This is a genomic window from Erwinia sp. ErVv1, assembly GCF_900068895.1.
GTDB lineage: Bacteria > Pseudomonadota > Gammaproteobacteria > Enterobacterales > Enterobacteriaceae > Erwinia.
Genome location: NZ_CDPK01000008.1, coordinates 133,363 through 158,815 on the forward strand (window position 1 = coordinate 133,363; position 25,453 = coordinate 158,815).

General features: G+C 53.9%; 19 protein-coding genes and 1 pseudogene. 9 read left to right on the forward strand and 11 right to left on the reverse strand.

Annotated features, from left to right (window positions below):
• Positions 1-21: 21 nt before the first annotated feature.
• On the reverse strand, positions 22-1,617 hold the full coding sequence (cueO, locus tag A1830_RS13275) for a multicopper oxidase CueO (RefSeq protein WP_067706685.1): 1,596 nt from the start codon (positions 1,615-1,617) through the stop codon (positions 22-24).
• Between the two features lie 200 nt (positions 1,618-1,817).
• Here cueO and A1830_RS13280 point away from each other — a divergent pair, with 200 nt between their 5' ends.
• From A1830_RS13280 to speD, 3 genes are all read left to right on the forward strand, one after another.
• Positions 1,818-2,165 (forward strand): YacC family pilotin-like protein, encoded by a 348-nt coding sequence (locus A1830_RS13280; RefSeq protein ID WP_067706688.1) that lies wholly within the window; start codon positions 1,818-1,820, stop codon positions 2,163-2,165.
• Positions 2,166-2,278: 113 nt separating this feature from the next.
• Positions 2,279-3,136 (forward strand): polyamine aminopropyltransferase, encoded by an 858-nt coding sequence (gene speE, locus A1830_RS13285; RefSeq protein WP_067706692.1) that lies wholly within the window; start codon positions 2,279-2,281, stop codon positions 3,134-3,136.
• A gap of 27 nt (positions 3,137-3,163) precedes the next feature.
• Positions 3,164-3,973, forward strand: a complete 810-nt coding sequence (gene speD / locus A1830_RS13290; protein WP_067706696.1) for an adenosylmethionine decarboxylase — start codon at positions 3,164-3,166, stop codon at positions 3,971-3,973.
• A gap of 138 nt (positions 3,974-4,111) precedes the next feature.
• On the opposite strand, the gene yacL is transcribed toward speD, so the two are convergent.
• Positions 4,112-4,474: a protein YacL gene (yacL, locus tag A1830_RS13295; RefSeq protein ID WP_067706924.1), complete on the reverse strand. Its 363-nt coding sequence runs from the start codon at positions 4,472-4,474 to the stop codon at positions 4,112-4,114.
• 701 nt (positions 4,475-5,175) lie between these two features.
• Here yacL and A1830_RS22665 point away from each other — a divergent pair.
• Positions 5,176-5,565 carry a hypothetical protein gene (locus A1830_RS22665; RefSeq protein ID WP_156484999.1) on the forward strand — a complete coding sequence of 130 codons (390 nt, stop codon included), beginning with the start codon at positions 5,176-5,178 and terminating at the stop codon, positions 5,563-5,565.
• A 68-nt stretch (positions 5,566-5,633) separates the two neighbouring features.
• On the opposite strand, the gene acnB is transcribed toward A1830_RS22665, so the two are convergent.
• Positions 5,634-8,231: a bifunctional aconitate hydratase 2/2-methylisocitrate dehydratase gene (gene acnB / locus A1830_RS13305; protein ID WP_156485000.1), complete on the reverse strand. Its 2,598-nt coding sequence runs from the start codon at positions 8,229-8,231 to the stop codon at positions 5,634-5,636.
• 467 nt (positions 8,232-8,698) lie between these two features.
• Here acnB and A1830_RS22670 point away from each other — a divergent pair, with 467 nt between their 5' ends.
• Positions 8,699-8,881, forward strand: a complete 183-nt coding sequence (locus A1830_RS22670; protein ID WP_156485001.1) for a type 2 periplasmic-binding domain-containing protein — start codon at positions 8,699-8,701, stop codon at positions 8,879-8,881.
• A 107-nt stretch (positions 8,882-8,988) separates the two neighbouring features.
• Here A1830_RS22670 and A1830_RS13315 read toward each other — a convergent pair whose 3' ends face one another.
• The 6 genes and pseudogenes from A1830_RS13315 to pdhR all read right to left on the reverse strand — a co-directional run bounded on the left by A1830_RS13315 (position 8,989) and on the right by pdhR (position 18,461).
• Positions 8,989-10,044: a DUF4365 domain-containing protein gene (locus tag A1830_RS13315; RefSeq protein WP_067706707.1), complete on the reverse strand. Its 1,056-nt coding sequence runs from the start codon at positions 10,042-10,044 to the stop codon at positions 8,989-8,991.
• Positions 10,045-10,201: 157 nt separating this feature from the next.
• Positions 10,202-11,190 (reverse strand): annotated as a pseudogene (locus A1830_RS13320) (IS630 family transposase).
• 198 nt (positions 11,191-11,388) lie between these two features.
• Positions 11,389-12,813 carry a dihydrolipoyl dehydrogenase gene (lpdA, locus tag A1830_RS13325; protein WP_067706711.1) on the reverse strand — a complete coding sequence of 475 codons (1,425 nt, stop codon included), beginning with the start codon at positions 12,811-12,813 and terminating at the stop codon, positions 11,389-11,391.
• 175 nt (positions 12,814-12,988) lie between these two features.
• Positions 12,989-14,899, reverse strand: a complete 1,911-nt coding sequence (aceF, locus tag A1830_RS13330; protein ID WP_067706715.1) for a pyruvate dehydrogenase complex dihydrolipoyllysine-residue acetyltransferase — start codon at positions 14,897-14,899, stop codon at positions 12,989-12,991.
• Positions 14,900-14,912: 13 nt separating this feature from the next.
• Positions 14,913-17,576 (reverse strand): pyruvate dehydrogenase (acetyl-transferring), homodimeric type, encoded by a 2,664-nt coding sequence (aceE, locus tag A1830_RS13335; RefSeq protein WP_067706718.1) that lies wholly within the window; start codon positions 17,574-17,576, stop codon positions 14,913-14,915.
• 120 nt (positions 17,577-17,696) lie between these two features.
• Complete coding sequence (pdhR, locus tag A1830_RS13340; protein WP_067706927.1) at positions 17,697-18,461, reverse strand: pyruvate dehydrogenase complex transcriptional repressor PdhR; 765 nt, start codon at positions 18,459-18,461, stop codon at positions 17,697-17,699.
• Between the two features lie 400 nt (positions 18,462-18,861).
• On the opposite strand from pdhR, the gene aroP reads away from it, so the two are divergent.
• The 3 genes from aroP (at position 18,862) to A1830_RS13355 (ending at position 22,847) form a co-directional block, all read left to right on the forward strand.
• Entirely contained in the window at positions 18,862-20,220 is a 1,359-nt protein-coding gene (gene aroP / locus A1830_RS13345) for an aromatic amino acid transporter AroP (RefSeq protein ID WP_067706721.1), read from the forward strand.
• A 243-nt stretch (positions 20,221-20,463) separates the two neighbouring features.
• Positions 20,464-21,873: a glycoside-pentoside-hexuronide (GPH):cation symporter gene (locus tag A1830_RS13350; protein WP_067706725.1), complete on the forward strand. Its 1,410-nt coding sequence runs from the start codon at positions 20,464-20,466 to the stop codon at positions 21,871-21,873.
• On the forward strand, positions 21,873-22,847 hold the full coding sequence (locus A1830_RS13355) for a glycoside hydrolase family 43 protein (protein WP_067706729.1): 975 nt from the start codon (positions 21,873-21,875) through the stop codon (positions 22,845-22,847). The genes A1830_RS13350 and A1830_RS13355 overlap by 1 nt, the downstream gene beginning before the upstream one ends.
• On the opposite strand, the gene ampE is transcribed toward A1830_RS13355, so the two are convergent.
• Both ampE and ampD read right to left on the reverse strand, forming a co-directional pair.
• A complete protein-coding gene (gene ampE / locus A1830_RS13360; RefSeq protein ID WP_067706733.1) occupies positions 22,821-23,675 on the reverse strand; it encodes a beta-lactamase regulator AmpE in 855 nt (284 codons plus the stop codon). The two genes, A1830_RS13355 and ampE, sit on opposite strands and share 27 nt — an antisense overlap.
• Before the next feature lie 5 nt (positions 23,676-23,680).
• A complete protein-coding gene (ampD, locus tag A1830_RS13365; protein WP_067706736.1) occupies positions 23,681-24,250 on the reverse strand; it encodes a 1,6-anhydro-N-acetylmuramyl-L-alanine amidase AmpD in 570 nt (189 codons plus the stop codon).
• Between the two features lie 205 nt (positions 24,251-24,455).
• Here ampD and nadC point away from each other — a divergent pair, with 205 nt between their 5' ends.
• Positions 24,456-25,346, forward strand: a complete 891-nt coding sequence (gene nadC / locus A1830_RS13370) for a carboxylating nicotinate-nucleotide diphosphorylase (protein ID WP_067706739.1) — start codon at positions 24,456-24,458, stop codon at positions 25,344-25,346.
• The last annotated feature ends 107 nt before the right edge of the window (positions 25,347-25,453 follow it).

A 25,453-nucleotide genomic window follows, 5' to 3' on the forward strand; every position in this document is an offset into this window, starting at 1 on the left:
CCTGCCCGCCTTAGACTGGCCTCAGCTGACGGTAAAGCCCAGCATCATCCCCGTATCCTCATGCTCCAGCAGATGGCAGTGCGCCATATAGGCCTGCTCTTTTGTCGCGGCATAATCAAAGCGTACCAGCACTTCACTGCGCCACCCCTCAACCCTGACCATATCCTTCCAGCCACTGCGGTGCGCCGCCGGGGCTTTGCCGTTTTCGGAGAGGATGCGGAACTGCGTGCCGTGAATATGAAACGGATGAAGCATCTCATCGCCTTCCCCGGAGACAGTCCACTTTTCTACCGTTCCGCGCGGCACATCGAACGCGGGTTTAGCCATATCAAAGGCCACGCCATTGATCTTATTGCCACTATGAAAATCGTACTCATCCTGCTGAGGCTGCGGATGCGACATACCCGCCATGCCGCCATCCGCACACCTTTTCTCAGGTGCCGCGTCGTTATCGTCGGGGTCATGTGCATCGCCGCCCATACCGGCCATTGCCGCACCACCATACTTTTTGATGAGCGCCAGCATCCCGCGACGCTCAAGTTCCGGATCCATCGACAGCTGTAGCCAGCGGCTCTTATCCACCTGCTCCGGCAGCGCCGGTAGCTCAACCAGCCTGTCGGGCAGCGTGCCGCTCGCCATAACCCGTAGCGGGATAATGCTCAGTACCGGCAGCGGCTGGTTGAACGGTTCCAGCGTCATGCCCATCTGCCGCACCGGCAGCGTCTGCAGGTCAAACGCTTTGCCATCGTGGGTATCAACCAGCACTTCAAAGCGCTCGCCCGGCATCATTGACAGTGTCTTCAGCGGCACCGGCTCGGACAGTAAGCCGCCGTCGCTGCCAATGACATACAGGGTGCGGTCATCGCTGGCGGTCAGATTAAGCGAGCGGGCATTGCAGCCATTCAGCAGGCGCAGGCGCAGCCAGCCGCGCGGTACGGCATGCTGCGGGTAAATAGCCCCGTTAGTCAGCATCGTATTCCCGAACCAGCCAACCGCCGCGCCCATCACGTCCAGTTCATAATCAATCCGGCTGCCATCGGCGCTCAGCCGTTTGTCCTGGAGGATCACCGGAATATCATCCACCCCCCAGATTTTCGGCAACAGCAGCTTACCGCTTGCCTCATCATTCATCAGAACCAGTCCGGCCAGCCCCTGTGCGACCTGGTAGCCGGTCCTGCCGTGCTGATGAGGATGGAACCAGCAGGTGGCAGCGGGCTGATCGGGCGTGAAGCTGACGCTGCGGCTGGCACCCGGCGCAATCAGCGCCTGCGGGCCACCGTCAACGTCGCCGGGCAGTGCCAGCCCGTGCCAGTGAACCGTGGTCGCTTCGGGCAGGGCGTTGTGAACGTTAAGGGTGACGGCCTTGCCGCGCTCAAGCTGAATGGCCGGGCCGAGCAGGCTGCCATTATAGCCCCAGCTGGTGACCGACTGACCCTGCCAGACGGTTTTGCCCTGCTGCGCGGTGATGTTCATGACACCGCGCGGGTCCGGCGTCAACAGGCTGGGAATGGGCAATTCGGCCCGGGGCATCGCGGCCATCAGTGAACGGCTCCACAGCGGCAGCGCGCTGGCTGCGCCTGCTGCGGCACTCAGCTTAATAAAATCACGACGTTGCATTACCCTGTCCTTACGCTGGCGGTCGGTATCAGTGACGCAGCATAAACCCTTACCCTGCGGGAAGGTCAAGCCTTGCCGGTCCCTCTGCGCCATCCACCGTCATTAAATCGCCTTTTCAGCGCGTTTCTCTGGCAAATTTGTCTGTAGCCGCCCCGTAACTGTGCTAAGTTCAGCCTATTGCCAACCTCTGAGAACAATGTATGAAGAAAAGCATCAAGGCTCTGTTGATACTGGGCCTCTTCGGCTTCTCGTCGACCAGTTTTGCCCTGAGCGAATCGGAAGCGGAAGACATGGCGGATCTTACCGCCGTTTTTGTTTATCTGAAGAATGACTGTGGTTATCAGGATCTGCCTGACACGCAGATCCGCCGGGCGCTGGCCTTTTTCGCCCAGCAAAATCGCTGGGATTTGGCTAACTACGACAGTTTTAATATGAAAGCCTTAGGTGAAGACAGCTATCGCGATCTGAGCGGTATTGCGGTGCCTAACGCTGATAAATGCAAATCTCTCGCGCGTGATTCTCTTAGCCTGCTCGCCTGGGTGAAATAATCCTCTTTCTTATCTATGCTTTGTTGATAATTTGACCGTGCAACCGCGGTCAGAGTTAGCTATTATATCGCGCCCATTTTTCGTGGCTGTTTATGAGGAAGGAGAGTCCCACCATGGCCGAAAAAGAAATGTGGTATGAAACGCTTCATGCCGGGTTTGGACAGTATTTCGCTGTCGACAAAGTCCTGTACCGTGAAAAAACCGGACATCAGGATCTGGTTATCTTCGAGAATGCCGCTTTAGGTCGCGTTATGGCACTTGACGGCGTGGTACAAACCACGGAGCGCGATGAATTCATCTATCATGAAATGATGACGCACGTCCCGCTGCTGGCACAGGGTGCCGCGAAGCGGGTGTTAATTATCGGCGGTGGCGATGGCGCGATGCTGCGCGAAGTCAGCCGGCATAAAAGCGTCGAGCACATCACCATGGTAGAGATCGACGCCGGCGTCGTGACGTTCTGCAAACAGTATCTGCCGAACCATAGCGCGGGTGCCTATGACGATCCGCGCTTTACGCTGGTGATTGATGATGGCGTGAATTTTGTCAGCCAGTGCCAGGATAAATTTGACGTGATCATCTCTGACTGCACCGACCCTATCGGTCCCGGAGAGAGTCTGTTTACTTCGGAGTTTTACGAAGGCTGTCGCCGCTGCCTCAATGAAGATGGCATTTTTGTGGCACAAAACGGGGTCTGCTTTTTACAGCAGGATGAGGCCATTAACAGCCACCGTAAGCTGAGCCACTACTTTAACGACGTCAGCTTCTACCAGGCGGCAATCCCCACCTACTACGGCGGGATTATGACCTTCGCCTGGGCGAGTAACAATCCAGCGCTGCGCCAGCTTGATACGGCCACGCTACAGGCGCGCTTTGATGCCGCCAACCTGAATTGCCGCTATTACAATCCGGCAATCCATACCGGCAGCTTTGCCCTGCCGCAATATCTGTTGAATGCGCTGGCTAACTGACGGTGTATTTTAAGGGGGTGAACGAAATTGCAAAAGCTTAAACTACATGGCTTCAACAACCTGACCAAAAGCCTGAGTTTTTGTATCTACGATATCTGTTACGCGAATACAGATGCAGAGCGTGACGGATACATTGCGTACATTGATGAACAGTATAATGCCAACCGCCTGACGGAAATCCTGAGCGAAACCTGTTCGATTATCGGCGCTAACGTGCTGAATATCGCCCGACAGGACTATGAGCCACAGGGCGCCAGCGTCACCATCCTCGTGAGTGAGGAACCGGTTGATCCTAAAGATATTGATAATTCCGAGCACCCTGGCCCGCTGCCGGAGTCGGTGGTCGCGCACCTGGATAAAAGCCATATCTGCGTGCATACCTATCCAGAGAGCCACCCGCAGGGCGGCCTTTGCACCTTCCGTGCCGATATTGAAGTATCGACCTGCGGAGTGATTTCCCCCCTAAAGGCGCTTAACTACCTGATTCACCAGCTTGAATCAGACATTGTCACCATCGACTACCGCGTCAGGGGTTTCACTCGTGACGTGAATGGCGTGAAGCACTACATCGACCACCAGATCAATTCTATTCAGAATTTTATGTCTGACAGCATGAAATCGATGTACGACATGATGGATGTGAACGTCTATCAGGAAAATATGTTTCATACCAAGATGATGCTGAAAGAGTTCGATCTGAAACACTACCTGTTTAATACCAAACCGGAAGATCTTAGTCCGCAGGAGCACAAGCGTATAACCGATCTGCTGTGGAAAGAGATGCGTGAGATCTATTACGGACGCAACATTCCGTCCGTTGGACTGAAAACACAGTAACCTGTTGCTGTTGACGAAATACGGGCGGCCTCTGTGTCGCCCGTTTTGTTTCAGCAGCAGTGGCGGGTCTGATATAGCTGGGCTATCGACGGCGTGAAACCGCCAGCCGATGACGCCCATCTTACCTGTGCAGACCGATTATCGCCCCTGCAAAAAGGCCCGGTAGGCGGCAATCACCGCAAGGAAATCCTCCACGCCGCAGAAGCACAGGCTCTCTTCATCGTAGTAGTTCATTCCCTCTTCAATCTCATCCCCCTCAAAGCTGAGCAGATTCGCGCGAATGATCACCTCTTCTTCATCCAGCCACAGCGTATACTCATGCCCGATGCGCTGCCACTGGCGCTCGCTGCCCTTCACCTCCTGAACGGCGGCCTCGACCTCATCCAGCAGCGTCAGGTTGCCCTCCACCTCTTCATTAAACCAGTGACCGACGGCCTCATGGCCCATTGACATGCGGACCTTCACGCCGCCGGTGATGTCGCGTAAAAACTCATATTCCACGGTAATACCCTTATACATGCAGCTGTCGAAGTTGATGCTTCAGCCATGCTCTCATTCTGACAGGATCCGGTTACTTTACCACGTTATTCATTGCCGACTGCGATTGAGGGAGTAGCCAGGAAGCCGCGAAAATATTGTCTTCTTCATCTGCATCAGGTTACGCGTGCACTTAAGAAATTGTAAAGCCTCACCGCTTTAGGTGAAGTGAAAACATATTATGAACCTGGCTCGCAAAACAAAAAATTAAGTAGGGACCTTGATTAGACGACATTTGTAAAAACGAATGCCTTAGGATAAAATTCGCGCAAGAAATGCATGATGCATTGGTATATGATCAAGGATGACGATCAATGAACCTTACCCGTAAATCCGTCCTGTTTTGCCCCCTGGCGCTGCTCTTATTCCTCTCTGCTGCTCTGATAAGGGCTGATAGTGCGCCGGTTATCTCGTCTGAACGCATCGTCCCACCTGAGACTGAGCATTACAATCGGGTCAGTCTGGATAACCGGATCGAATTAAAAACCCCGGTCAACCTGTTTAATATACACTCTTCTGAAATGCCGCCAGGCCACTATCCATGTGCGGATAGCGTTATTACTCAGGCTCCATCAGTGACCAGAACCTTAAATAATAAACTTCCTAAAAATAATGGCCGTTATTTTCCAGGCTGGAATAGCCATCATATTTCCTCAGAAACGCTAATGGGCGATGGGACTCATATATGGCCGCTCTCCAGTAATGAACAGGCTGCACCCGCTGAGGACGATCGCTCTGACGGGATGGGTGACAACGGAGAGAGAGAAGCCCTGCCTTATCGCCCCTTCAGCACTCCCTCCAGCTGGCAGCTATCTGAACAGCCGCCGCTTACGCTAAGTGCATATGCCCTCCATAAGCGTATTTTCAAGGATGGCAGCGCGAGCACCGGCTTTAAATCCGGCCAGAGGGGCAATAGCTTTCAGCTCAAAACGGACGCCAGCATCCCGCGGGTAGAAAACACTGAACTCTCCTGTCAGATGCACTATCAGAAGTACCTGCAAAAAGAGGGTATTGACGACTGGGGGATTGCGGCAGGAATAACCGTGAGTTTCTAAAAAAAAACCGGAGATGATTTCTCATCCCCGGTTTGGTGGTCATCTTCAGCGCCTGGGTAACTTCCCCTTTATACGGCGGTCTGGAAGATCACGCCGTCGGCTTTATCCGTGTACTGGCTCAGCTGGTCAAAGTTCAGATAGCGATAGGTATCCACCGCCGTCTTATCAACCTGATTCATAAACTGCTGATACTCATCCGGCGCAGGCAGTCGGCCCAGCAGGGAAGCAACCGCAGCCAGCTCAGCAGAGGCCAGATAGACGTTTGCCCCGGTGCCAAGACGGTTCGGGAAGTTACGGGTAGAAGTGGAAACCACCGTCGCGCCGTCTGCAACCCGCGCCTGGTTCCCCATACAGAGTGAACAGCCGGGGATCTCGATGCGCGCACCGCTTTTACCAAACACGCTGTAGTAACCCTCTTCGGTCAGCTGCGCTGCATCCATTTTGGTTGGCGGAGCCACCCACAGACGCGTTGGCAGCTGGCCCTTGTGGCTATCCAGCAGCTTACCGGCCGCGCGGAAGTGACCGATGTTGGTCATGCAGGAGCCAATAAAGACCTCATCGATCTTCTCACCCTGCACGTCAGACAGCAGACGCGCATCATCAGGATCGTTAGGCGCGCACAGGATCGGCTCTTTAATCTCGGCCAGATCGATCTCAATCACCGCCGCATACTCTGCGTCAGCATCGCCTTCCAGCAGCTGCGGATCCGCCAGCCATTTTTCCATGCCCTGAATACGGCGTTCCAGCGTACGACGATCGCCATAGCCTTCCGCAATCATCCACTTCAGCAGGACAATGTTGGAGTTCAGATATTCAATGATCGGATCTTTACCCAGCTTGATGGTACAGCCCGCGGCTGAGCGCTCGGCCGACGCATCGGAAAGCTCAAACGCCTGCTCCACTTTCAGGTCCGGCAGACCTTCGATTTCCAGAATGCGGCCAGAGAAGATGTTTTTCTTCCCTTTCTTCTCTACGGTCAGCAGCCCCTGCCTGATGGCATACAGCGGAATAGCATGCACCAGATCGCGCAGGGTGATCCCCGGCTCCATTTTCCCTTTGAAACGCACCAGCACAGATTCCGGCATATCCAGCGGCATAACGCCGGTGGCGGCAGCAAACGCGACCAGGCCTGAACCCGCAGGGAAAGAGATCCCTATCGGGAAGCGGGTATGGGAGTCACCGCCGGTGCCAACGGTATCCGGCAGCAGCATACGGTTCAGCCAGCTGTGGATAATACCGTCGCCCGGACGCAGGGAGACGCCGCCGCGATTCATAATAAAGTCAGGCAGCGTATGGTGAGTCGAGACGTCTACCGGTTTTGGATAGGCCGCCGTGTGGCAGAAGGACTGCATCACCAGGTCGGCGGAAAAGCCCAGGCAGGCGAGATCTTTCAGCTCATCGCGGGTCATTGGCCCGGTAGTATCCTGCGAACCGACTGAGGTCATTTTCGGTTCACAATAGGCTCCCGGACGTACGCCCTCGGTGCCGCAGGCGCGACCTACCATTTTCTGCGCCAGCGAGAATCCACGGGTACTGGCCGCCACGTCTCTGGCCTGACGGAATACGGTGCTGTGCGGCAGGCCCAGCGCTTCACGCGCCCTGGTGGTCAAGCCGCGTCCGATAATCAGCGGAATACGGCCACCGGCGCGCACTTCATCCAGCAGCACGTCGGTTTTCAGCGCAAAGGTCGCCAGCACTTCACCGGTAAGGTGATCTCTGACTTCGCCTTTATAAGGCCAGATGTCAATCACATCGCCCGTATTCAGGTTATCCACATCGACTTCGATCGGCAGCGCGCCAGCATCTTCCATGGTATTAAAGAAGATAGGGGCGATTTTGCCGCCCAGCACTACGCCGCCGCCTTTTTTGTTTGGCACGAAGGGCAGGTCATCACCCATAAACCACAGCACCGAATTGGTCGCCGATTTACGCGAGGAGCCGGTTCCTACGACGTCGCCAACGTAGGCAAGAGGGAACCCCTTCGCCTGTAGCGCTTCAATCTGTTTGATGGGGCCAACGTTACCCGCCTCGTCCGGCTCAATGCCTTCACGGGCATTTTTTAGCATGGCTAACGCGTGCAGAGGAATATCAGGACGGGACCAGGCATCCGGCGCGGGAGAGAGATCGTCCGTGTTGGTTTCACCGGTGACTTTGAAGACGGTAACGGTAATTTTCTCAGCCAGCTCCGGACGGGAGAGATACCATTCCGCGTCGGCCCAGGAGTGCATGATTTGTATAGCGTGTGGGTTACCGGCTTTGGCTTTTTCTTCTACGTCGTAGAAGCTGTCAAACATCAGCAGCGTATGGGACAGGGCTTTGGCGGCACCGGGTGCCAGCTTCTCATTGTCCAGCGCGTCAATCAGCGGATGAATGTTGTAGCCACCCTGCATGGTGCCCAGTAACTGGACCGCTTTTTCAGGCGTAACCAGAGGAGAAGTCGCTTCACCTTTGGCGACCGCCGCCAGGAAACCGGCTTTCACGTAGGCCGCTTCATCAACGCCCGGCGGGACTCGATTAATTAACAGATCGGACAGGAATTCTTCTTCACCCGCTGGCGGGTTTTTCAGCAGTTCAACCAGCGCGGCCATTTGGGAAGCATCTAAAGGTTTTGGAACGATCCCCTGGGCAGCACGCTCGGCAACGTGCTTACGGTATTCATCTAGCACGACGTTCTCCTCGCTCACATTGTTATGGCTTACCGGGCGCCCTGAAGGTTCACCGTATCGTGACGACTGTCCATGTGTAGGGTATGGTGCCCGGTTCCGCGAGGGGCAGCATAGCAGGATTTCAATGACATGTTAATCCGTTTACAAAAAAGCAACATAATTTTGCGGGAGGAAGTCAGAACAGGCAGGGTTGAAAGGAAAGACATGACCAGAGGCTATTTCAACCGGAAGATACTTCACGGCTGGTGATAGATAAATGACTCTTTTTGACACAGGTAACAGCCCCCTATTGCTGGCGGTTCCGCTCCACCAGCGCAAACTAGCCAGCGTGATAACTCTCTCCGGCAATATTCTCGTTGCTGAACAGGCGATCCAGCAACTCAACATCCCCTGTCCCAAGCTCAATGTCTGCGGCACGAAAGCTATCAGCCAGATGAGTGATTTTGCTCGCGCCGGGAATAGGGACGATGTGCTTTCCCAGCGGGATGAACTACAAATGGGAGTTCTGCGAGCGGGAACAGTCATTTGACGTTGCCTTGACGGGGGATCTGGCGCTGAACAGCGATACTATAATGATCGAAGCCGCCAGCGCCGGGCTGGCATTTGTACTGAAAGGGCTGGTTCAGTGGCTGCGGGAATGGGTGCTATGATCGCCATTACTCAGTCCGGTTGGTGATTTGTTTTGATTTGGCGATTGATTAGATCGCTCAATTCGGACTGAGTTCCCTCAAAGTGATCTACTATTCGGAACAACCATTTAGTAGAGGTACAAATACCCTTCATGCTCCAGCTGTTCAACCATTTCTTTTATCATATTTAAATCGGGATAATCGATAGCCAATTTTTTTAATGCACTAACCCCTGACTCTTGAGAATAATATGCATATAAAATAACGGCTGCATTTCTGGCATATGTTGGAAGATGACTGTTTTTAATAATCGAAAATAGTTTATCTTCCTTATCCTTTACTAAAGAAATAACCGCATCGGCATTCTGTCCTAATGATCCGCGTTCAAATGAATCTTCTTCTTCAAAAAGACATAATATTTTTGTAACATCTTGCTCTGAAAAATTTTCGATGACGCTGCGCAGTTCACATCTTAATTCGGACGTAAAAGTCTGATCTTGCGTCCAAAAAATATCCGGATGCCCTGGGATATGGGCTAAGTAATAAATAATGGCTGGGTCTAGTTCTAAAATACCTCTTTCCCTAAACGTCTTAAAAATATCATTCCAAGCATTAAAGTTATTGCAATGATGCTTAACTAATACATGTAATCCTAAACTGTGTTCAGTAAAGTCATTAGATACCATAAACCTTAGTGCTTGATCAAGAGGTAGCTTTATTAGTTTATTTAAATGTATCGGCTTAAGTATTTTTTCAAAACCATTTAACGTAAAAGCTGCAAATTCTGTTTTCTTAAAATTAATCGTGTAGGGACCATCTTTTATAATACCAGGCTTATTTTTGATGTAACTTTTAATATCAACCCAATAAGCTTTACTTTCATCAGGGTCATAAACAATCCCTAATACAGGCAAAGAATGCGACTTCCAATATTCGAAATGTTGCTTTGATGCAGGAATTTTACATGTATTATTGGTACAAAAAGACTTTCCTGACTTCACTTGAATCGCAATAGTTATACCTTTGACATCAACACCATCAACTAACTCAACAAATGCATCATTACCATAATCATTTTCTTGATGTACCTCGTGAAAAATACTATTTGATGACTCAACTATGTCGCGAACATAGTTTATACCCTTTTTTGCCATAGCGGAGGTTATCAGTTTTGTTGTGCCCATTATTCCTCACTGGGATACCTTACCTATCAAACATCCCTAAGATAATTCAACATGTTTTTATATAATCATACTTACGCCATTAGAACAACATCTTTTGCCTTCAGGAAACAAAATGCCCTCTGCATAACAGAGGGCTAAATAAGTGATCTTAATATCGCTACACTTTTGCCAGCACATGTTTGCCTCCCGGAAATGGACTGACGGTTTTCATAAAGAGGCATACCTTTTTCAACAGCCGCCACATTGAAGGGCACTGATGATTACGGGTGATGGTTTCGTGCAGTGCCTGCCACAGCCGTTCGATACGGTTAACCCATGGCGAGTAAACGGGCTGATAAATTATCCTGAACTTCGGATTTTGCTTCAGCCAGCGCAGCGTTTACCTGCTCTTGTGAATAATTTAGTTATCAACGATTAACGTTATGGTTTTTGCTCGCCGGTAAGTCGCTTTCAGATGTTTCAGCAGCGTTATGAACAGCACTGAACTTTTACGGCTGCCACCCACATAACTGACCCGGCCTGTGCCACTGTGCAAGGCTCCTGCGAGATAATACTTTTCGTTCTGGCCCGGCGTGACAACACGTTTCTGCTATCCCCGTCTCTGCCAGTCTGCACCGATTTTGGGATTGAGATGGATATCCACCTCATCTTCGTAAAACACCGGATGCTCTGTGCTGCAATCGTCCAGCGCTCTATGGATTACCGCCATCTTTTCATCTTTGTTCGGGTCACGTATATGCAGTGTTGGGGCGGCTCTGCGCCACACCAGCCGGCGGAAGGTAACCCGCGGCGGACAGTTGAAGCATGCAGGCAGTAGCCCGTTATCTCTCTGAGTTTTATCGCCATTAACTCTGTTCTCCATTGTGAACGCTGATACCCAAAATCACTGGGAAAGTGCTTAACCAGCTGACGTAAAAGCGCACAGATATGCTCAAAAAGGCAGCGGCGTCCACGACCAGGAGAAAGCGATTTCAGGCCGTCGATGCCATAAAGAGTAAACCAGTTAATCCAGCGATCAATGGAAGAGCAGGCACAGCGAAGCATTCTGCCGACGTCGCTGACACGATCACCCCGATGTAGCAGCAACATGGCGATATGCCTGTGGGCATGGGCTTTATCAAGCGTTTTATGAATGATTTTCTGCATCAGGCGTCGTTCAGTTCGGGGGATGATTTGGGATATTCAGCGATTGATCAGATCGCACAACCCGGGCTGACTTCCCTCAAAGTGATCTATTATTCGGAACGCTTATTTAGTTGAGATTTAACCTGCCTTTACTTCTTAGCACAGTAATTTAAAGATAAAAAAGCCCCCATCCGGGAGCTTTTTTATCAGTAAAGAGGCTTACTTCTTCTTCGCTTTCGGGTTAGGCAGGTCGGTGATGCTACCCTCGAAGATTTCAGCCGCCAGGCCTACGGACTCATGCAGCGTCGGGTGCGCATGGATAGTTAGCGCGATATCTTCGGCGTCACAGCCCATTTCGATAGCCAGGCCAATCTCGCCCAGCAGCTCGCCGCCGTTAGTGCCGACAATGGCACCGCCGATGACGCGATGCGTCTCTTTATCGAAAATCAGCTTGGTCATACCATCTGCACAGTCGGAAGCGATAGCGCGTCCCGAGGCCGCCCATGGGAAAATCGACGTCTCGTAGCTGATACCTTTTTCTTTCGCTTCTTTCTCGGTCAGACCAACCCAGGCAACCTCTGGCTCGGTATAAGCGATCGAAGGGATCACCTTCGGATCGAAGTAGTGCTTCTTACCGGAAATCACTTCGGCCGCTACGTGGCCTTCATGGACGCCTTTGTGCGCCAGCATCGGCTGACCAACGATATCGCCAATGGCGTAGATATGCGGCACGTTGGTGCGCATCTGCTTATCAACGCGAATAAAGCCGCGATCGTCCACTTCCACGCCCGCCTGACCTGCATCAAGGCCTTTACCGTTAGGTACGCGACCAATAGCAACCAGTACCGCATCGTAGCGCTGAGGTTCGGTCGGCGCTTTTTTACCTTCCATGGAAACGTAGATACCGTCGTCTTTCGCTTCAACGGCGGTCACTTTCGTTTCCAGAATCAGGTTGAACTGCTTGCTGATGCGCTTGGTGAAGACTTTCACCACGTCTTTATCGGCAGCGGGAATAACCTGATCAAACATTTCGACCACGTCGATCTGTGAGCCGAGTGCATGGTAGACGGTCGCCATTTCCAGACCGATGATACCGCCGCCCATTACCAGCAGGCGCTCAGGAACTTCTTTCAGCTCCAGTGCGTCGGTGGAATCCCATACGCGCGCGTCGTCATGAGGAATAAAGGGAAGCTGAATAGGACGCGAGCCCGCAGCGATAATAGCGTTATCGAAGTTAATGGTCGTTGCCCCATTTTCCCCTTCAACCACCAGCGTATTCGCGCCGGTAAATTTACCCAGACCGGTAACCACCTTCACTTTACGGCCCTTCGCCATACCCGACAGACCACCGGTCAGCTGGGTAATCACTTTCTCTTTCCAGCTGCGGATCTTGTTGATATCCGTCTGCGGCTTGCCGAACACAATGCCGTGCTCTTCCAGCGCCTTCGCTTCTTCAATCACTTTAGCAACGTGCAGCAGCGCCTTGGAGGGAATACACCCTACGTTCAGGCAAACGCCGCCGAGGGTGCTGAAACGTTCAACGATGACGGTCTCCAGACCTAAATCAGCGCAACGGAAGGCTGCGGAGTAACCCGCAGGGCCTGCCCCAAGTACCACGACCTGAGTTTTAATTTCTGTACTCATCATGACCTCTTAGTTAACTGAGGGATGTTCATCCGCCGGTTCGTATTCAGGGCAAGAGTTTACAGAATTGTTAACAGAGTGCAAACAACCTGCCCGATACGTCTTCAACGACCTTGTCGACTTATGGCATCGAAAGTCGGCTATGAGAAGGCCGGCAAAAGCCGGCCTTAATTCCTTACATCACCAGACGGCGGATATCCGCCATGATGGTGGCGATATAGGCAGCGAACCGTGCGCCCGCCGCACCATCAATCACCCGATGGTCGAAGGAGAGCGACAGCGGCAGCATCAGGCGGGGAATGAACTCCTTCCCATTCCAGACCGGCTCCATTGCGGATTTAGACACCCCGAGGATTGCCACTTCCGGCGCGTTAACAATCGGCGTAAATGCCGTGCCGCCAATACCGCCCAGGCTGGAGATGGTGAAGCAGCCACCCTGCATATCGGATGCAGTCAGCTTGCCGTCGCGGGCCTTTTTAGAGATAACAGAAAGTTCGCGAGACAGCTCGACAATGCCTTTTTTGTTAACATCTTTGAAGACCGGCACAACCAGACCATTTGGCGTATCAACCGCCACGCCGATGTTGATGTATTTTTTCAGCGTCAGCTTCTGGGCATCTTCAGACAGCGAGCTGTTGAAGCGAGGGAACTCCTCCAGCGCTTTCGCCGCTGCCTTCATGATAAACACCAGCGGCGTGATCTTCAGATCCAGCTTCTTCTTCGCCGCTTCGTCATTCTGCTGCTTACGGAAGGCTTCAACCTCGGTGATATCCGCCTTGTCATGCTGCGTAACGTGTGGAATAACCACCCAGTTACGGCTCAGGTTAGCACCGGAGATTTTCTGGATACGGCCCAGCTCGACTTCTTCAATCTCACCGAACTTGCTGAAGTCCACTTTCGGCCACGGCAGCATGCCCGGCAGGCCGCCAGAAGCCGCAGCGGCTGGGGCAGACTCGGCGCGTTTTACCGCGTCCTTCACGTACGCCTGAACGTCTTCTTTCAGGATGCGGCCTTTGCGGCCCGAGCCTTTCACCTTCGCCAGGTTAACGCCGAACTCGCGCGCCAGGCGACGGATAACCGGGGTCGCATGAACGTAAGCGTCGTTTTCGGCAAATTCACCTTTCGCTTCACTCTTCGCCGGGGCAGGAGCCGCCGGTGCTTCCTGCTTAGCGGCTGCCGGTGCTGCGTCCTCTTTCTTCGCCGCAGGTGCCGCTGCCGGTGCAGCGCCTTCCACCTCAAACACCATCAGCGGCGAACCGGTTTTCACCCGGTCGCCGGTGCTGATTTTGATCTCTTTGACGGTACCGGCAAAGGGTGCAGGCACTTCCATTGAGGCTTTATCACCCTCGACCACGATCAGCGACTGCTCAGCGGCAACTTTATCGCCCACTTTGACCAGTATTTCCGTCACTTCAACGTCATCGCCGCCGATATCCGGTACGGCAACGTCTTTTGAACCGCTGGCCGCAGCAGGTGCAGCGACCGCTTCTTCTTTCACTTCAGGCTTCGCTTCGGCAGGGGCAGGGGCAGCAGCAGAACCCGCCGTTTCGAAGACCATAATCAGGGAGCCGGTGCTAATTTTATCGCCGGTGCTGATTTTGATCTCTTTCACCTTACCGGCGAAAGGCGCAGGCACTTCCATTGACGCTTTATCGCCTTCGACAACGATCAGCGACTGCTCGGCCTCGACCGAATCGCCCACTTTGACCAGAATCTCGGTGACTTCTACTTCGTCAGAACCGATATCGGGAACATTGACCTCTTTGCTTTCTGCTTTTGACTCAGCAGCGGCGGCGGGTTTCGCTTCCTCTTTTTTCTCTTCCGCCTGCGCTGGCGCCGCATCAGCAGCGCCTTCGGCGGCGTCAAAAATCATAATCAGCTTGCCGGTGGCAACGGTATCGCCGGTCGCCACTTTGATCTCTTTTACCACGCCTGCCTGCGGAGAAGGCACTTCCATCGAGGCTTTATCACCCTCGACGACGATCAGCGACTGCTCAACCTCAACCTTGTCACCCACCTTGACCAGGATCTCGGTAACTTCAACTTCGTCTGCACCGATATCCGGTACCTTAATTTCGATAGCCATTAATCTTTACCTCTTATGCCAGACGCGGGTTGACTTTATCGGCATCAATATTGAATTTGGTGATCGCTTCTGCCACCACGCGCTTATCAATTTCACCGCGTTTAGCCAGTTCACCCAGCGCCGCCACCACCACGTAAGATGCATCCACTTCAAAGTGGTGACGCAGGTTTTCACGACTGTCAGAACGTCCGAAACCGTCGGTGCCCAGCACGCGATAATCGCTGGCTGGCATAAAGGTACGGATCTGCTCGGCAAACAGTTTCATATAGTCGGTTGAAGCCACGGCCGGTGCATCGCTCATGATCTGGGCAACGTAAGGCACGCGTGGCGCCTCGGTCGGATGCAGCATGTTCCAGCGCTCGCAGTCCTGACCGTCGCGGGCCAGCTCGGTGAACGAGGTCACGCTATAAACGTCAGAACCCACACCGTAGTCGTTTGCCAGAATCTGTGCCGCTTCACGGACGTGACGCAGAATAGAGCCGGAGCCCAGCAGCTGAACTTTACCTTTGTTCCCTTCTACCGTTTCCAGCTTGTAGATACCCTTACGGATACCCTCTTCCGCACCCTGCGGCATGGCAGGCATGTGGTAGTTTTCATTCAGGGTGGTAATGTAGTAGTAGACGTTTTCCTGCGCTTCGCCGTACATGCGTACCAGGCCGTCATGCATAATGACCGCAACTTCATAGGCATAGGCCGGATCGTAAGAGATACAGTTTGGAATGGTCAGCGACTGAATGTGGCTGTGACCATCTTCATGCTGTAGCCCTTCGCCATTCAGCGTGGTACGGCCAGAGGTGCCGCCAATCAGGAAGCCGCGAGCCTGCTGATCGCCAGCCGCCCAGCACAGGTCGCCAATACGCTGGAAACCGAACATGGAGTAGTAAATGTAGAACGGGATCATGGGCAGGTTGTTGGTGCTGTAAGACGTTGCCGCCGCCAGCCAGGATGCGCCTGCGCCCAGTTCGTTAATCCCTTCCTGTAGGATCTGGCCTTTCTCGTCTTCTTTGTAGTAAGCAACCTGCTCACGGTCCTGCGGCGTGTACTGCTGGCCGTTCGGGCTGTAGATACCAATCTGACGGAACAGACCTTCCATGCCGAAAGTACGCGCTTCATCCGCGATGATCGGCACCAGGCGATCTTTGATCGATTTGTTCTTCAGCATCACGTTCAGGGCACGAACAAACGCGATGGTGGTGGAGATCTCTTTATTCTGCTCTTCCAGCAGCGAGCGGAAATCTTCCAGCGTCGGCATCTCCAGCTTCTCGCTGAAGTTAGGCTGACGGCTTGGCAGGTAGCCGCCCAGCTTCTCGCGCTGGCTGTGCAGATAGTTATACTCTTCGGAGCCTTTCTCAAAGGTAATGTACGGCAGTTTTTCAACGCCCGCATCGTCCACCGGCACGTTGAAGCGATCGCGGATGTAGCGAACGCCATCCATGTTCATCTTCTTCACCTGGTGCGCGATGTTTTTACCTTCGGCAGTATCACCCATACCATAGCCTTTGATGGTATGCGCCAGAATCACCACCGGCTTGCCTTTGGTATCCTGTGCTTTTTTCAGCGCTGCATAGATTTTCTTCGGATCGTGACCGCCACGGTTCAGCGCCCAAATCTCGGTGTCAGACATATCTTTAACCAGCTCTGCCGTCTCCGGATATTTACCGAAGAAGTGCTCGCGCACGTAAGCGCCATCGCGGGATTTAAAGGTCTGATAGTCGCCGTCAACGGTTTCGTTCATCAGCTGGATAAGCTTGCCGCTGGTATCTTTACGCAGCAGTTCATCCCAGCGACCGCCCCAGATAACCTTGATCACTTCCCAACCGGCGCCGCCAAAGATCCCGGCCAGTTCGTTGATGATCTTGCCGTTACCGGTGACCGGGCCATCCAGACGCTGGAGGTTACAGTTAATGATAAATACCAGGTTATCCAGCTTCTCACGGGTGGCAATGGTAATGGCGCCCTTTGATTCTGGCTCATCCATCTCGCCATCGCCCAGGAAGGCATAGACGGTTTGTTCGGCCGTATCTTTCAGACCGCGGTGCTCAAGATACTTCAGGAATTTAGCCTGGTAGATCGCGCCAATCGGGCCAAGGCCCATTGATACGGTCGGGAACTGCCAGAAATCAGGCATCAGTTTAGGATGCGGATAAGAGGAAAGACCCTTACCGTGAACTTCCTGGCGGAAGTTATTCATCTGGTCTTCCGTCAGGCGTCCTTCCAGGAAGGCACGTGCATAAACGCCGGGGGAGATATGTCCCTGGAAATAGACCAGATCGCCGCCGTCTTTTTCGCTGCGCGCACGGAAGAAGTGGTTAAAGCACACTTCATAAATAGTCGCAGAAGACTGGAAAGAGGACATATGTCCGCCCAGCTCCAGGTCTTTTTTCGAGGCGCGAAGAACGGTCATAATCGCGTTCCAGCGGATCGCCGAACGGATGCGGCGCTCAAGCGACGTATTGCCCGGATAGTCCGGCTCGTCTTCTACGGCAATAGAGTTAACATAGTTGCTGGCTCCAGCGCCCGCAGCCACTTTCACGCCACCTTTGCGTGCTTCGCTCATTACCTGATCGATCAGGAACTGTGCGCGCTCAACACCTTCTTCACGGATGACCGATTCGATCGCCTGTAGCCAGTCGCGGGTTTCGATCGGATCCACGTCATTGTGTAAACGTTCTGACATGGGGGTATTCCTTATCTGTGTCTAATACGTTGAATTGTCTGGAGCCTGTCTCCCTGTGCTCTGTTTTCAAAGCACAGGGAGACAGGTCCGTCGTTTTATGTGCCGCGTTATGTTTACGCGTTATTCCTTACGTTGCTGTAAACGTCGCAAGGAGCGCTCTCTTCGACTCTGCTCCCGACTTCTGTCCAGCAATATTTCCTCAATAAACGCCAGATGGCGATGTGAAGCTTCGCGCGCCTTTTCGGGCTCGCGGGCCACAATCGCCTCGAAAATTCTGGCGCGATGACCGCTCACTTTCGCCAGCATTTCGCGGCGGGAGTAGAGCAGTTCAAAATTCTGTCGCACGTTCTGTTCCAGCATTGGCCCCATACTGCGTAACAGATGCAGCAACACCACATTATGGGCGGCTTCTGTTACAGCAATTTGGTACTGCATCACCGCATCGGCTTCCGCGTCCAGATCGCCGCTGGCCTGAGCAGACTGAATCTGCACGTGACAGTGGCGGATGCGCACTAAATCCTCTTCCGTGCCGCGCAGGGCAGCATAGTACGCGGCGATCCCTTCCAGCGCGTGGCGCGTTTCCAGCAGGTCAAACTGAGATTCAGGATGACCGGCCAGAAGCTCAACAAGCGGATCGCTAAGGCTTTGCCACAGGTTGGTCTGGACGAAGGTGCCGCCGCCCTGTCGGCGCAGCAGCAGGCCTTTCGCTTCCAGACGCTGAATGGCCTCACGCAGAGAAGGTCGGGAAACATCGAACTGTTTAGCGAGCTCGCGCTCCGGGAGCAGTTTTTCGCCCGGACGCAGCGTCCCCTCCATAATGAGAGACTCAAGCTGTTGCTCGATAGCATCGGAAAGCTTTGGTTGGCGGATTTTGCTGTAAGCCATCATCCCTTCATCTGCTATTTGCCGGAGTAAATTGGTAATACCAATTGCAAAAAGGTGTCCGTAAAGTAACAAAGTATTCACGTGATGTCCATATAGCAACCACCCGAAATCGGACCCTGGTCTCGTTTTCCTCATCGACCATAAGGGAATGCTATTCGTTATTTCGATCCGTTTATGGCAGAAACTAAGGGGGCTGAGCCTGCTCTCGATTCGATCTTTCTTCTCACCGCAAAAGAAAGCGAGTGCATTGGCGGCTGCTTATCATTATTCTTGTCGCCACGGTAGCATCAGGCTGATTTTAATTTGAATGAGACTGTATCAATTTAAATACGCTCTCTGTAAGCAACGGATTACAGAGTTAGCCTTTTGGTTAACAAAATAACGGATAACGAGGTTTACTATGGAACAACAGCAGGGCGAGACGCTGAAGCGCGGGCTTAAAAACCGGCACATCCAGCTTATCGCATTGGGCGGGGCCGTCGGGACAGGCCTTTTTCTGGGAATTGCAGACACGATCAGAATGGCTGGCCCCTCGGTGCTTTTGGGCTATGCCATCGGCGGCTTTATCGCCTTTATGATCATGCGCCAGCTGGGTGAAATGGTCGTGGAGGAGCCGGTTGCCGGTTCCTTCAGCCATTTTGCTTATAAATACTGGGGCAATTTCGCAGGCTTCGCCTCCGGCTGGAACTACTGGATCCTCTATGTACTGGTTGCCATGGCGGAACTGACCGCCGTAGGTAAATACATCCAGTACTGGTGGCCGGAGATCCCGACCTGGATCTCCGCGCTGGTATTCTTCTTTATCATCAATGCCATTAACCTGACTAACGTGAAAGTCTACGGCGAAATGGAGTTCTGGTTTTCCATCATCAAGGTGGCAGCGGTAATCGGCATGATCGTCTTTGGTGCGTGGCTGCTGTTTGGCGGTCACGCCGGGCCTGATGCCTCCGTTTCCAACCTCTGGGATCGGGGCGGCTTCTTCCCGAACGGCATCACCGGCATGGTAATGGCGATGGCGGTAATTATGTTCTCTTTCGGCGGGCTTGAGCTGGTGGGCATTACCGCCGCGGAAGCGGACGATCCTGAAAAAAGTATCCCCAAAGCCACCAATCAGGTGCTGTACCGCATCCTGATTTTCTATATTGGCTCGCTGACGGTGTTACTGTCGCTCTATCCCTGGACCAAAGTGATTGGTGGTGCCAGCCCGTTCGTGATGATTTTCCACGACCTGGGTGATTCCCTGGTCGCCAATGCGCTTAACGTCGTGATTCTGACTGCGGCCCTTTCGGTCTATAACAGCTGCGTCTATTGCAACAGCCGTATGCTTTTCGGACTGGCGCAGCAGGGCAATGGCCCTAAGGCGTTGATGAAGTTAGATGGTCGCGGCGTGCCGTTTGTCGCCATCGGCGTTTCTGCGGCGGCGACCGCCATTTGCGTCCTGATTAACTACCTGATGCCGGGGGAAGCTTTTGGTCTGCTGATGGCGCTGGTGGTCTCTGCCCTGGTGATTAACTGGGCGATGATCAGCCTGGCACATCTTAAGTTTCGCCGCAGGAAGGATGCACAGGGCGTTGAGACGCGTTTTAAGGCGCTGTTTTATCCCGTAGGAAACTGGATCTGCCTGCTATTTATGGCAGCAATTCTGGTCATTATGGCGGTAACGCCCGGCATGGCGATTTCCGTCTGGCTGATCCCGGTCTGGATCGCTATTCTGGCGGTAGGTTTCATGCTGAAAAACCGGCTGCAAAAAGCCGGATGATATAACACGGCCGGGCCGACAGGCCCGGCGATTCACACCGCCCGTCGGCACGCTGTTTTCCCGATCTTTATCCTGCCCTGCTTATCAATATCCCCTTCGCGATCCGCCCGCCCGGCTAAGTGTTATCCTTCTCACACTTTCCTGTCCACAGCCTTTTCGTCCATGTCTGTGACGCATTCAGCCAGCGTAAGTCTGTGCTGTTGCATAAATAATGCCTGCTAAGATTCAGACGGAGAAATATCCATGAATGGCACGGCGCTTTCAATCAAAGAGAAACTGGGATACGGGATGGGCGATGCCGGCTGTAATATGATCGGCGGCGCAATCATGCTGTTTCTTAACTATTTCTATACGGATGTTTTCGGACTGGCACCGGCGCTGGTCGGGGTATTACTGCTGTCGGTCAGGGTGGTGGATGCGGTCACCGACCCCATAATGGGCGCTATTGCCGACCGTACGCAAAGCCGCTGGGGTCGCTTTCGCCCCTGGCTACTGTGGATATCGCTTCCCTACGTGCTGTTCAGCGTGTTGATGTTCACCACGCCGGACTGGACCTATGACAATAAGGTTATTTACGCTTTCGCCACCTATTTCCTGATGTCGCTCACCTATACCGCCATCAATATCCCCTACTGCTCCCTTGGCGGCGTCATCACCAACGATCCGGGTGAACGCGTCTCCTGCCAGTCGTGGCGATTTGTGATGGTCGGCGTGGCAACCCTGATCCTCTCCCTGACGCTGCTGCCGATGGCCGAATGGTTTGGCGGCGAAGATAAAGCGCGTGGCTATCAGATGGCGATGAGCGTGCTGGCGCTCATTGGCCTGTGCATGTTCTTATTTTGTTTCGCGACGGTACGCGAGCGCATTCGCCCGGCAGTGCCGAGCAACGACGATCTGCGAGCCGACCTGAGGGACGTTTGGAAAAACGACCAGTGGGTTCGCATTCTGCTGCTGACCTTTTGCAACGTCTGCCCCGGCTTTATCCGCATGGCGGCCACCATGTATTACGTCACCTGGGTTATGGGACAGAGTACGCACTTTGCTACGCTGTTTATCAGCCTCGGGGTAATCGGCATGATGATCGGCAGCACGCTGGCTAAAGTCCTTACGGACCGCTGGTGCAAGCTTAAGGTTTTTTTCTGGACCAACATCGTGCTGGCGATTTTCTCCAGCGGATTCTACTTCCTCGATCCGCAGGCTACCCTGCTGGTGGTGGTGATGTACTTTGTACTGAACATCCTGCATCAAATCCCTTCCCCACTGCACTGGTCGCTGATGGCCGACGTGGATGATTATGGCGAATGGAAAACCGGCAAGCGCATTACCGGCATCAGCTTTTCGGGAAACCTGTTCTTTCTTAAGGTTGGCCTGGCCGTGGCCGGTGCAATGGTCGGTTTCCTTCTTTCATGGTATGGCTACAGCGCTGGCGCCAAAGCCCAAAGCCCGGAAGCGCTCAACGGCATCGTACTGCTCTTCACCGTGATCCCAGGCGTGGGCTACCTTATTACTGCTGGCGTGGTCAGGTTATTGAAGGTTGACAGGAAAATGATGCAGCGTATCCAGCTTGAGCTGGAAAAACGCCGCCATAATTTTCAGGAACTCAACGACTACCGCGACGGTAAAGCCACGATTAAACCGGAAGGAACTGCATAATGACGCTAAACCGCTGGCCAAACCCGCTGATAGAACAGCGCGCCGACCCTTTTATTCTGCATGTCGATAACACCTGGTACTTTATCGCCTCGGTTCCCGAGTATGACCGGCTGGAGATCCGCCGCGCCAGCACGCTGACCGGGCTGGCCGACGCCGAACCGGTTGTGGTATGGCGCAAACATTCTCAGGGTCCAATGAGCGAGTTGATCTGGGCACCTGAGTTGCATCGAATTGATGGCACCTGGATTATCTACTTCGCGGCTGCACCGACCCGCACGATTAAGGACGGGCTGTTTCAGCACCGGATGTTCGCCCTTGCCTGTACGTCAGAGGATCCGCTCAGCGGAGAATGGCGCGAGTGCGGGCAGATCAGGGTCCCGATCGACAGCTTCGCGCTGGATGCCACCCATTTCGTTCATCAGGGGAAAAACTGGTATCTGTGGGCACAGAAAGATCCGCAGATTCCCGGCAACTCTAACCTCTATCTGGCGGAGCTGGATTCCCCCTGGTCAATCAAAGGCGAGCCGGTCATGCTGAGCAAGCCGGAGTATGACTGGGAGTGCAGAGGCTTCAGCGTAAACGAAGGACCGGCGGCCATTCGTCATGGCAACCGGCTATTTGTCAGTTACTCCGCCAGCGCCACCGATGAAAATTACTGTATGGGTCTGCTGTGGATCGACGCGGAGGCCGATCCCCTGATAGCCGCTAACTGGCAGAAATCGCCCATTCCGGTTTTCACCACCAGCTGGGAAAACCAGCAGTACGGGCCAGGCCACAACAGCTTCACCGTTTCCGAAACCGGCGAAGATCTGCTGGTTTATCACGCACGTAACTATACGGAAATCGAAGGTGACCCACTTTACGATCCCAACCGCCATACGCGCATCAAAAGCTTCGGCTGGGAGAACGGGCTGCCGGTATTTGGCATTCCCCCTGCGGATGACACGTCAAACCAGCGTGCCGTAAATCGTTAGCAGCGCCACCACCACCACCACCACCAGCGACACCTTTTTAGCGAGGGATACCGCTACGCGAGGCGTTTCGACCTTATCATTGTGCGGATCGCGGGAAAGGGAAAACTGCGCCAGCCGCGTCAGTACCTGGTACTGGGACGTATGCCTGTCGGTCAGGGAGGCAAACCAGGCGGGTAGCGCGCGCTCCCCGTGTCCTAACAGCGCATAGGCGACCCCGGCCAGGCGAACCGGAAGCCAGTCAACAACGTGGAGGATGGCATCTACACCCGACTGGGATCGCTCCAGGGGCGAGTGGTGGCGGGCCAGCCAGCTTTGCCAGGCGCGGAGAAACGCATAGCCGACCAGCAGCACCGGCCCCCAGGGGCCGCCTACTACAAACCAGAACAGCGGGGCCAGATAATAGCGAAAGTTAATCCACAGCAGCGCGTTTTGTAGCTCGCGAAGATATTCGCGCTCATCGCAATCATTCGGGATACCGTGGATGAGCGTCAGCTCTTCGGCCATCGCGTTATGTGCGCGGGTGTCGTTGCGGCTGGCGGCTTTGAGGTAAGCATGATAATGCAGGCGCACCGAACCGGCACCAATGCAGAGCAGCCCAACCGCTATCCAGAACAGCAGCTGCGGCACGCCAAAAAACAGTCCCTTCAGCCCCAGTAAACAGACGACGATAATCGCCATCGCAACTACAGTCATCAGCAGCGTTCGCAGCAGAGAAAAACGCTGCCGCCCGCGGAACAGCGCCGCAAGATAATGATCCAGCTGCCAGTGTTCGCCCATCTTGAAAATGCGCTCCCATCCCAGCACCAACAGCAAACTAAACAGCGTCATGCCCGTTACTCCTCCACAGGGAAATGTCTGGAACGCTTAACCTGCGTCGCATGGAATCTGGCCCAGTCAAACGCAGGACCGGGATCGGTTTTCCGCTCGGGTGCGATATCGCTGTGCCCGGTAATATTTTCAGCAATGGCCGGGTAGCGTTCAATCAGCAGCGCCGTCACCGCCTGCAGTGACGCATACTGTTCGTCGGTATAGGGCTGAACGTCAGTTCCTTCCAGTTCAATACCAATAGAGAAATCATTGCAGGCCTCCCGTCCCTGATAGCATGAGACCCCTGCATGCCAGGCGCGAAGGTGAAAGGGAACGTACTGCACGATCTCACCGTCCCGGCGGATCAGGCAGTGTGCCGACACCTTCAGTGCGGCAATCCCGGCAAAATAAGGATGTGCATCCGCATCAAGCGTACCGGTAAATAAGGCATCTATCCACGGGCCACCGAATTCCCCCGGCGGCAGGCTGATATTATGGATAACCAGCAGCGTTGGCGCCTCCTGGTCTGGCCGTTCATTGAAATGTGGCGAGGGAACCCGCTTCACTCCGGCGATCCAGCCCGCTTGCAGCTGCATACCTGACTCTCCTTTAATCCAGTAACGCCCAGATTAGCATGATTCTTTTTGCGAAAACCAACCTTCCGACACCGCACACCACCGGCTTGAGCTGAGACTGACTCTCTCAATGTATGGCAAACCTCTGCCTGGTGGTGGCTGGCAAGCCTGTAACAAACAGGCTAGCATGAGCACGACTTCCCCCCTGGTTCTTCGGAGATTTATCATGACGACCCGTCGCTACGATCCTGACAGCCGCCGAGCCGAGCTGTTAAACCGCATTGAGGATGATATTCCCCCCGTTGTTGCGCAAGCCCTGCGTGAAGATTTGGGCGGCGAAGTGGATCCTGACAGAGATATCACCGCCGGTTTACTGCCTGCAGGCGCTCAGTCCCACGCCGTGGTGATCACCCGCGAGCCAGGTATCTTCTGCGGCAAACGCTGGGTAGAAGAAGTCTTTATTCAGCTCGGTAATCAAACCCACATCAACTGGCATGTAGCAGATGGCGATGCGATTCAGGCAAACCAGACGCTGTTCGAGGTCTCCGGCCCTTCGGCGCTGATCCTGACCGCTGAGCGCACCGCGCTCAATTTTGTGCAGACGCTGTCTGGCGTCGCCACAGAGGTGAGCCGCTACGTGGCTATTCTTAAGGGCTCGCGCACCCAGCTCTTGGACACCCGTAAAACGCTGCCCGGCCTGCGGACCGCACAGAAGTATGCGGTACAGTGCGGGGGCGGATCGAACCACCGGCTGGGGCTGTCCGATGCCTTCCTGATTAAAGAGAACCATATTATCGCCACCGGCTCGATTCGCGAGGCGATTGAAAAAGCGTTTTGGCTGCATCCTGACGTCCCTGTTGAAGTTGAAGTTGAGTCAATCGATGAGCTGAACCAGGCGATTGCGGCCGGTGCGGACATCGTAATGCTGGATAATTTCACCGTCGACCAAATGCGTGAAGCGGTTAAGCTGGCGGACGGCCGGACGCTGCTGGAGGTGTCCGGCAACGTCACCGATGAAACGCTTAAAGCCTTTGCCGACACCGGCGTGGATTTCATTTCGGTTGGCGCACTGACCAAGCATATCCGCTCCCTCGACCTCTCAATGCGTTTTCGTTAATCCTCCTGCATTCTACCCCTCTTCGGGCCGCCGAAGAGGGGGGCACCCTCTTTAATCTTCTCTTTGCGCGCTGCCTTCCCTTTTTTTTGAACCCTCATGTAACGTCG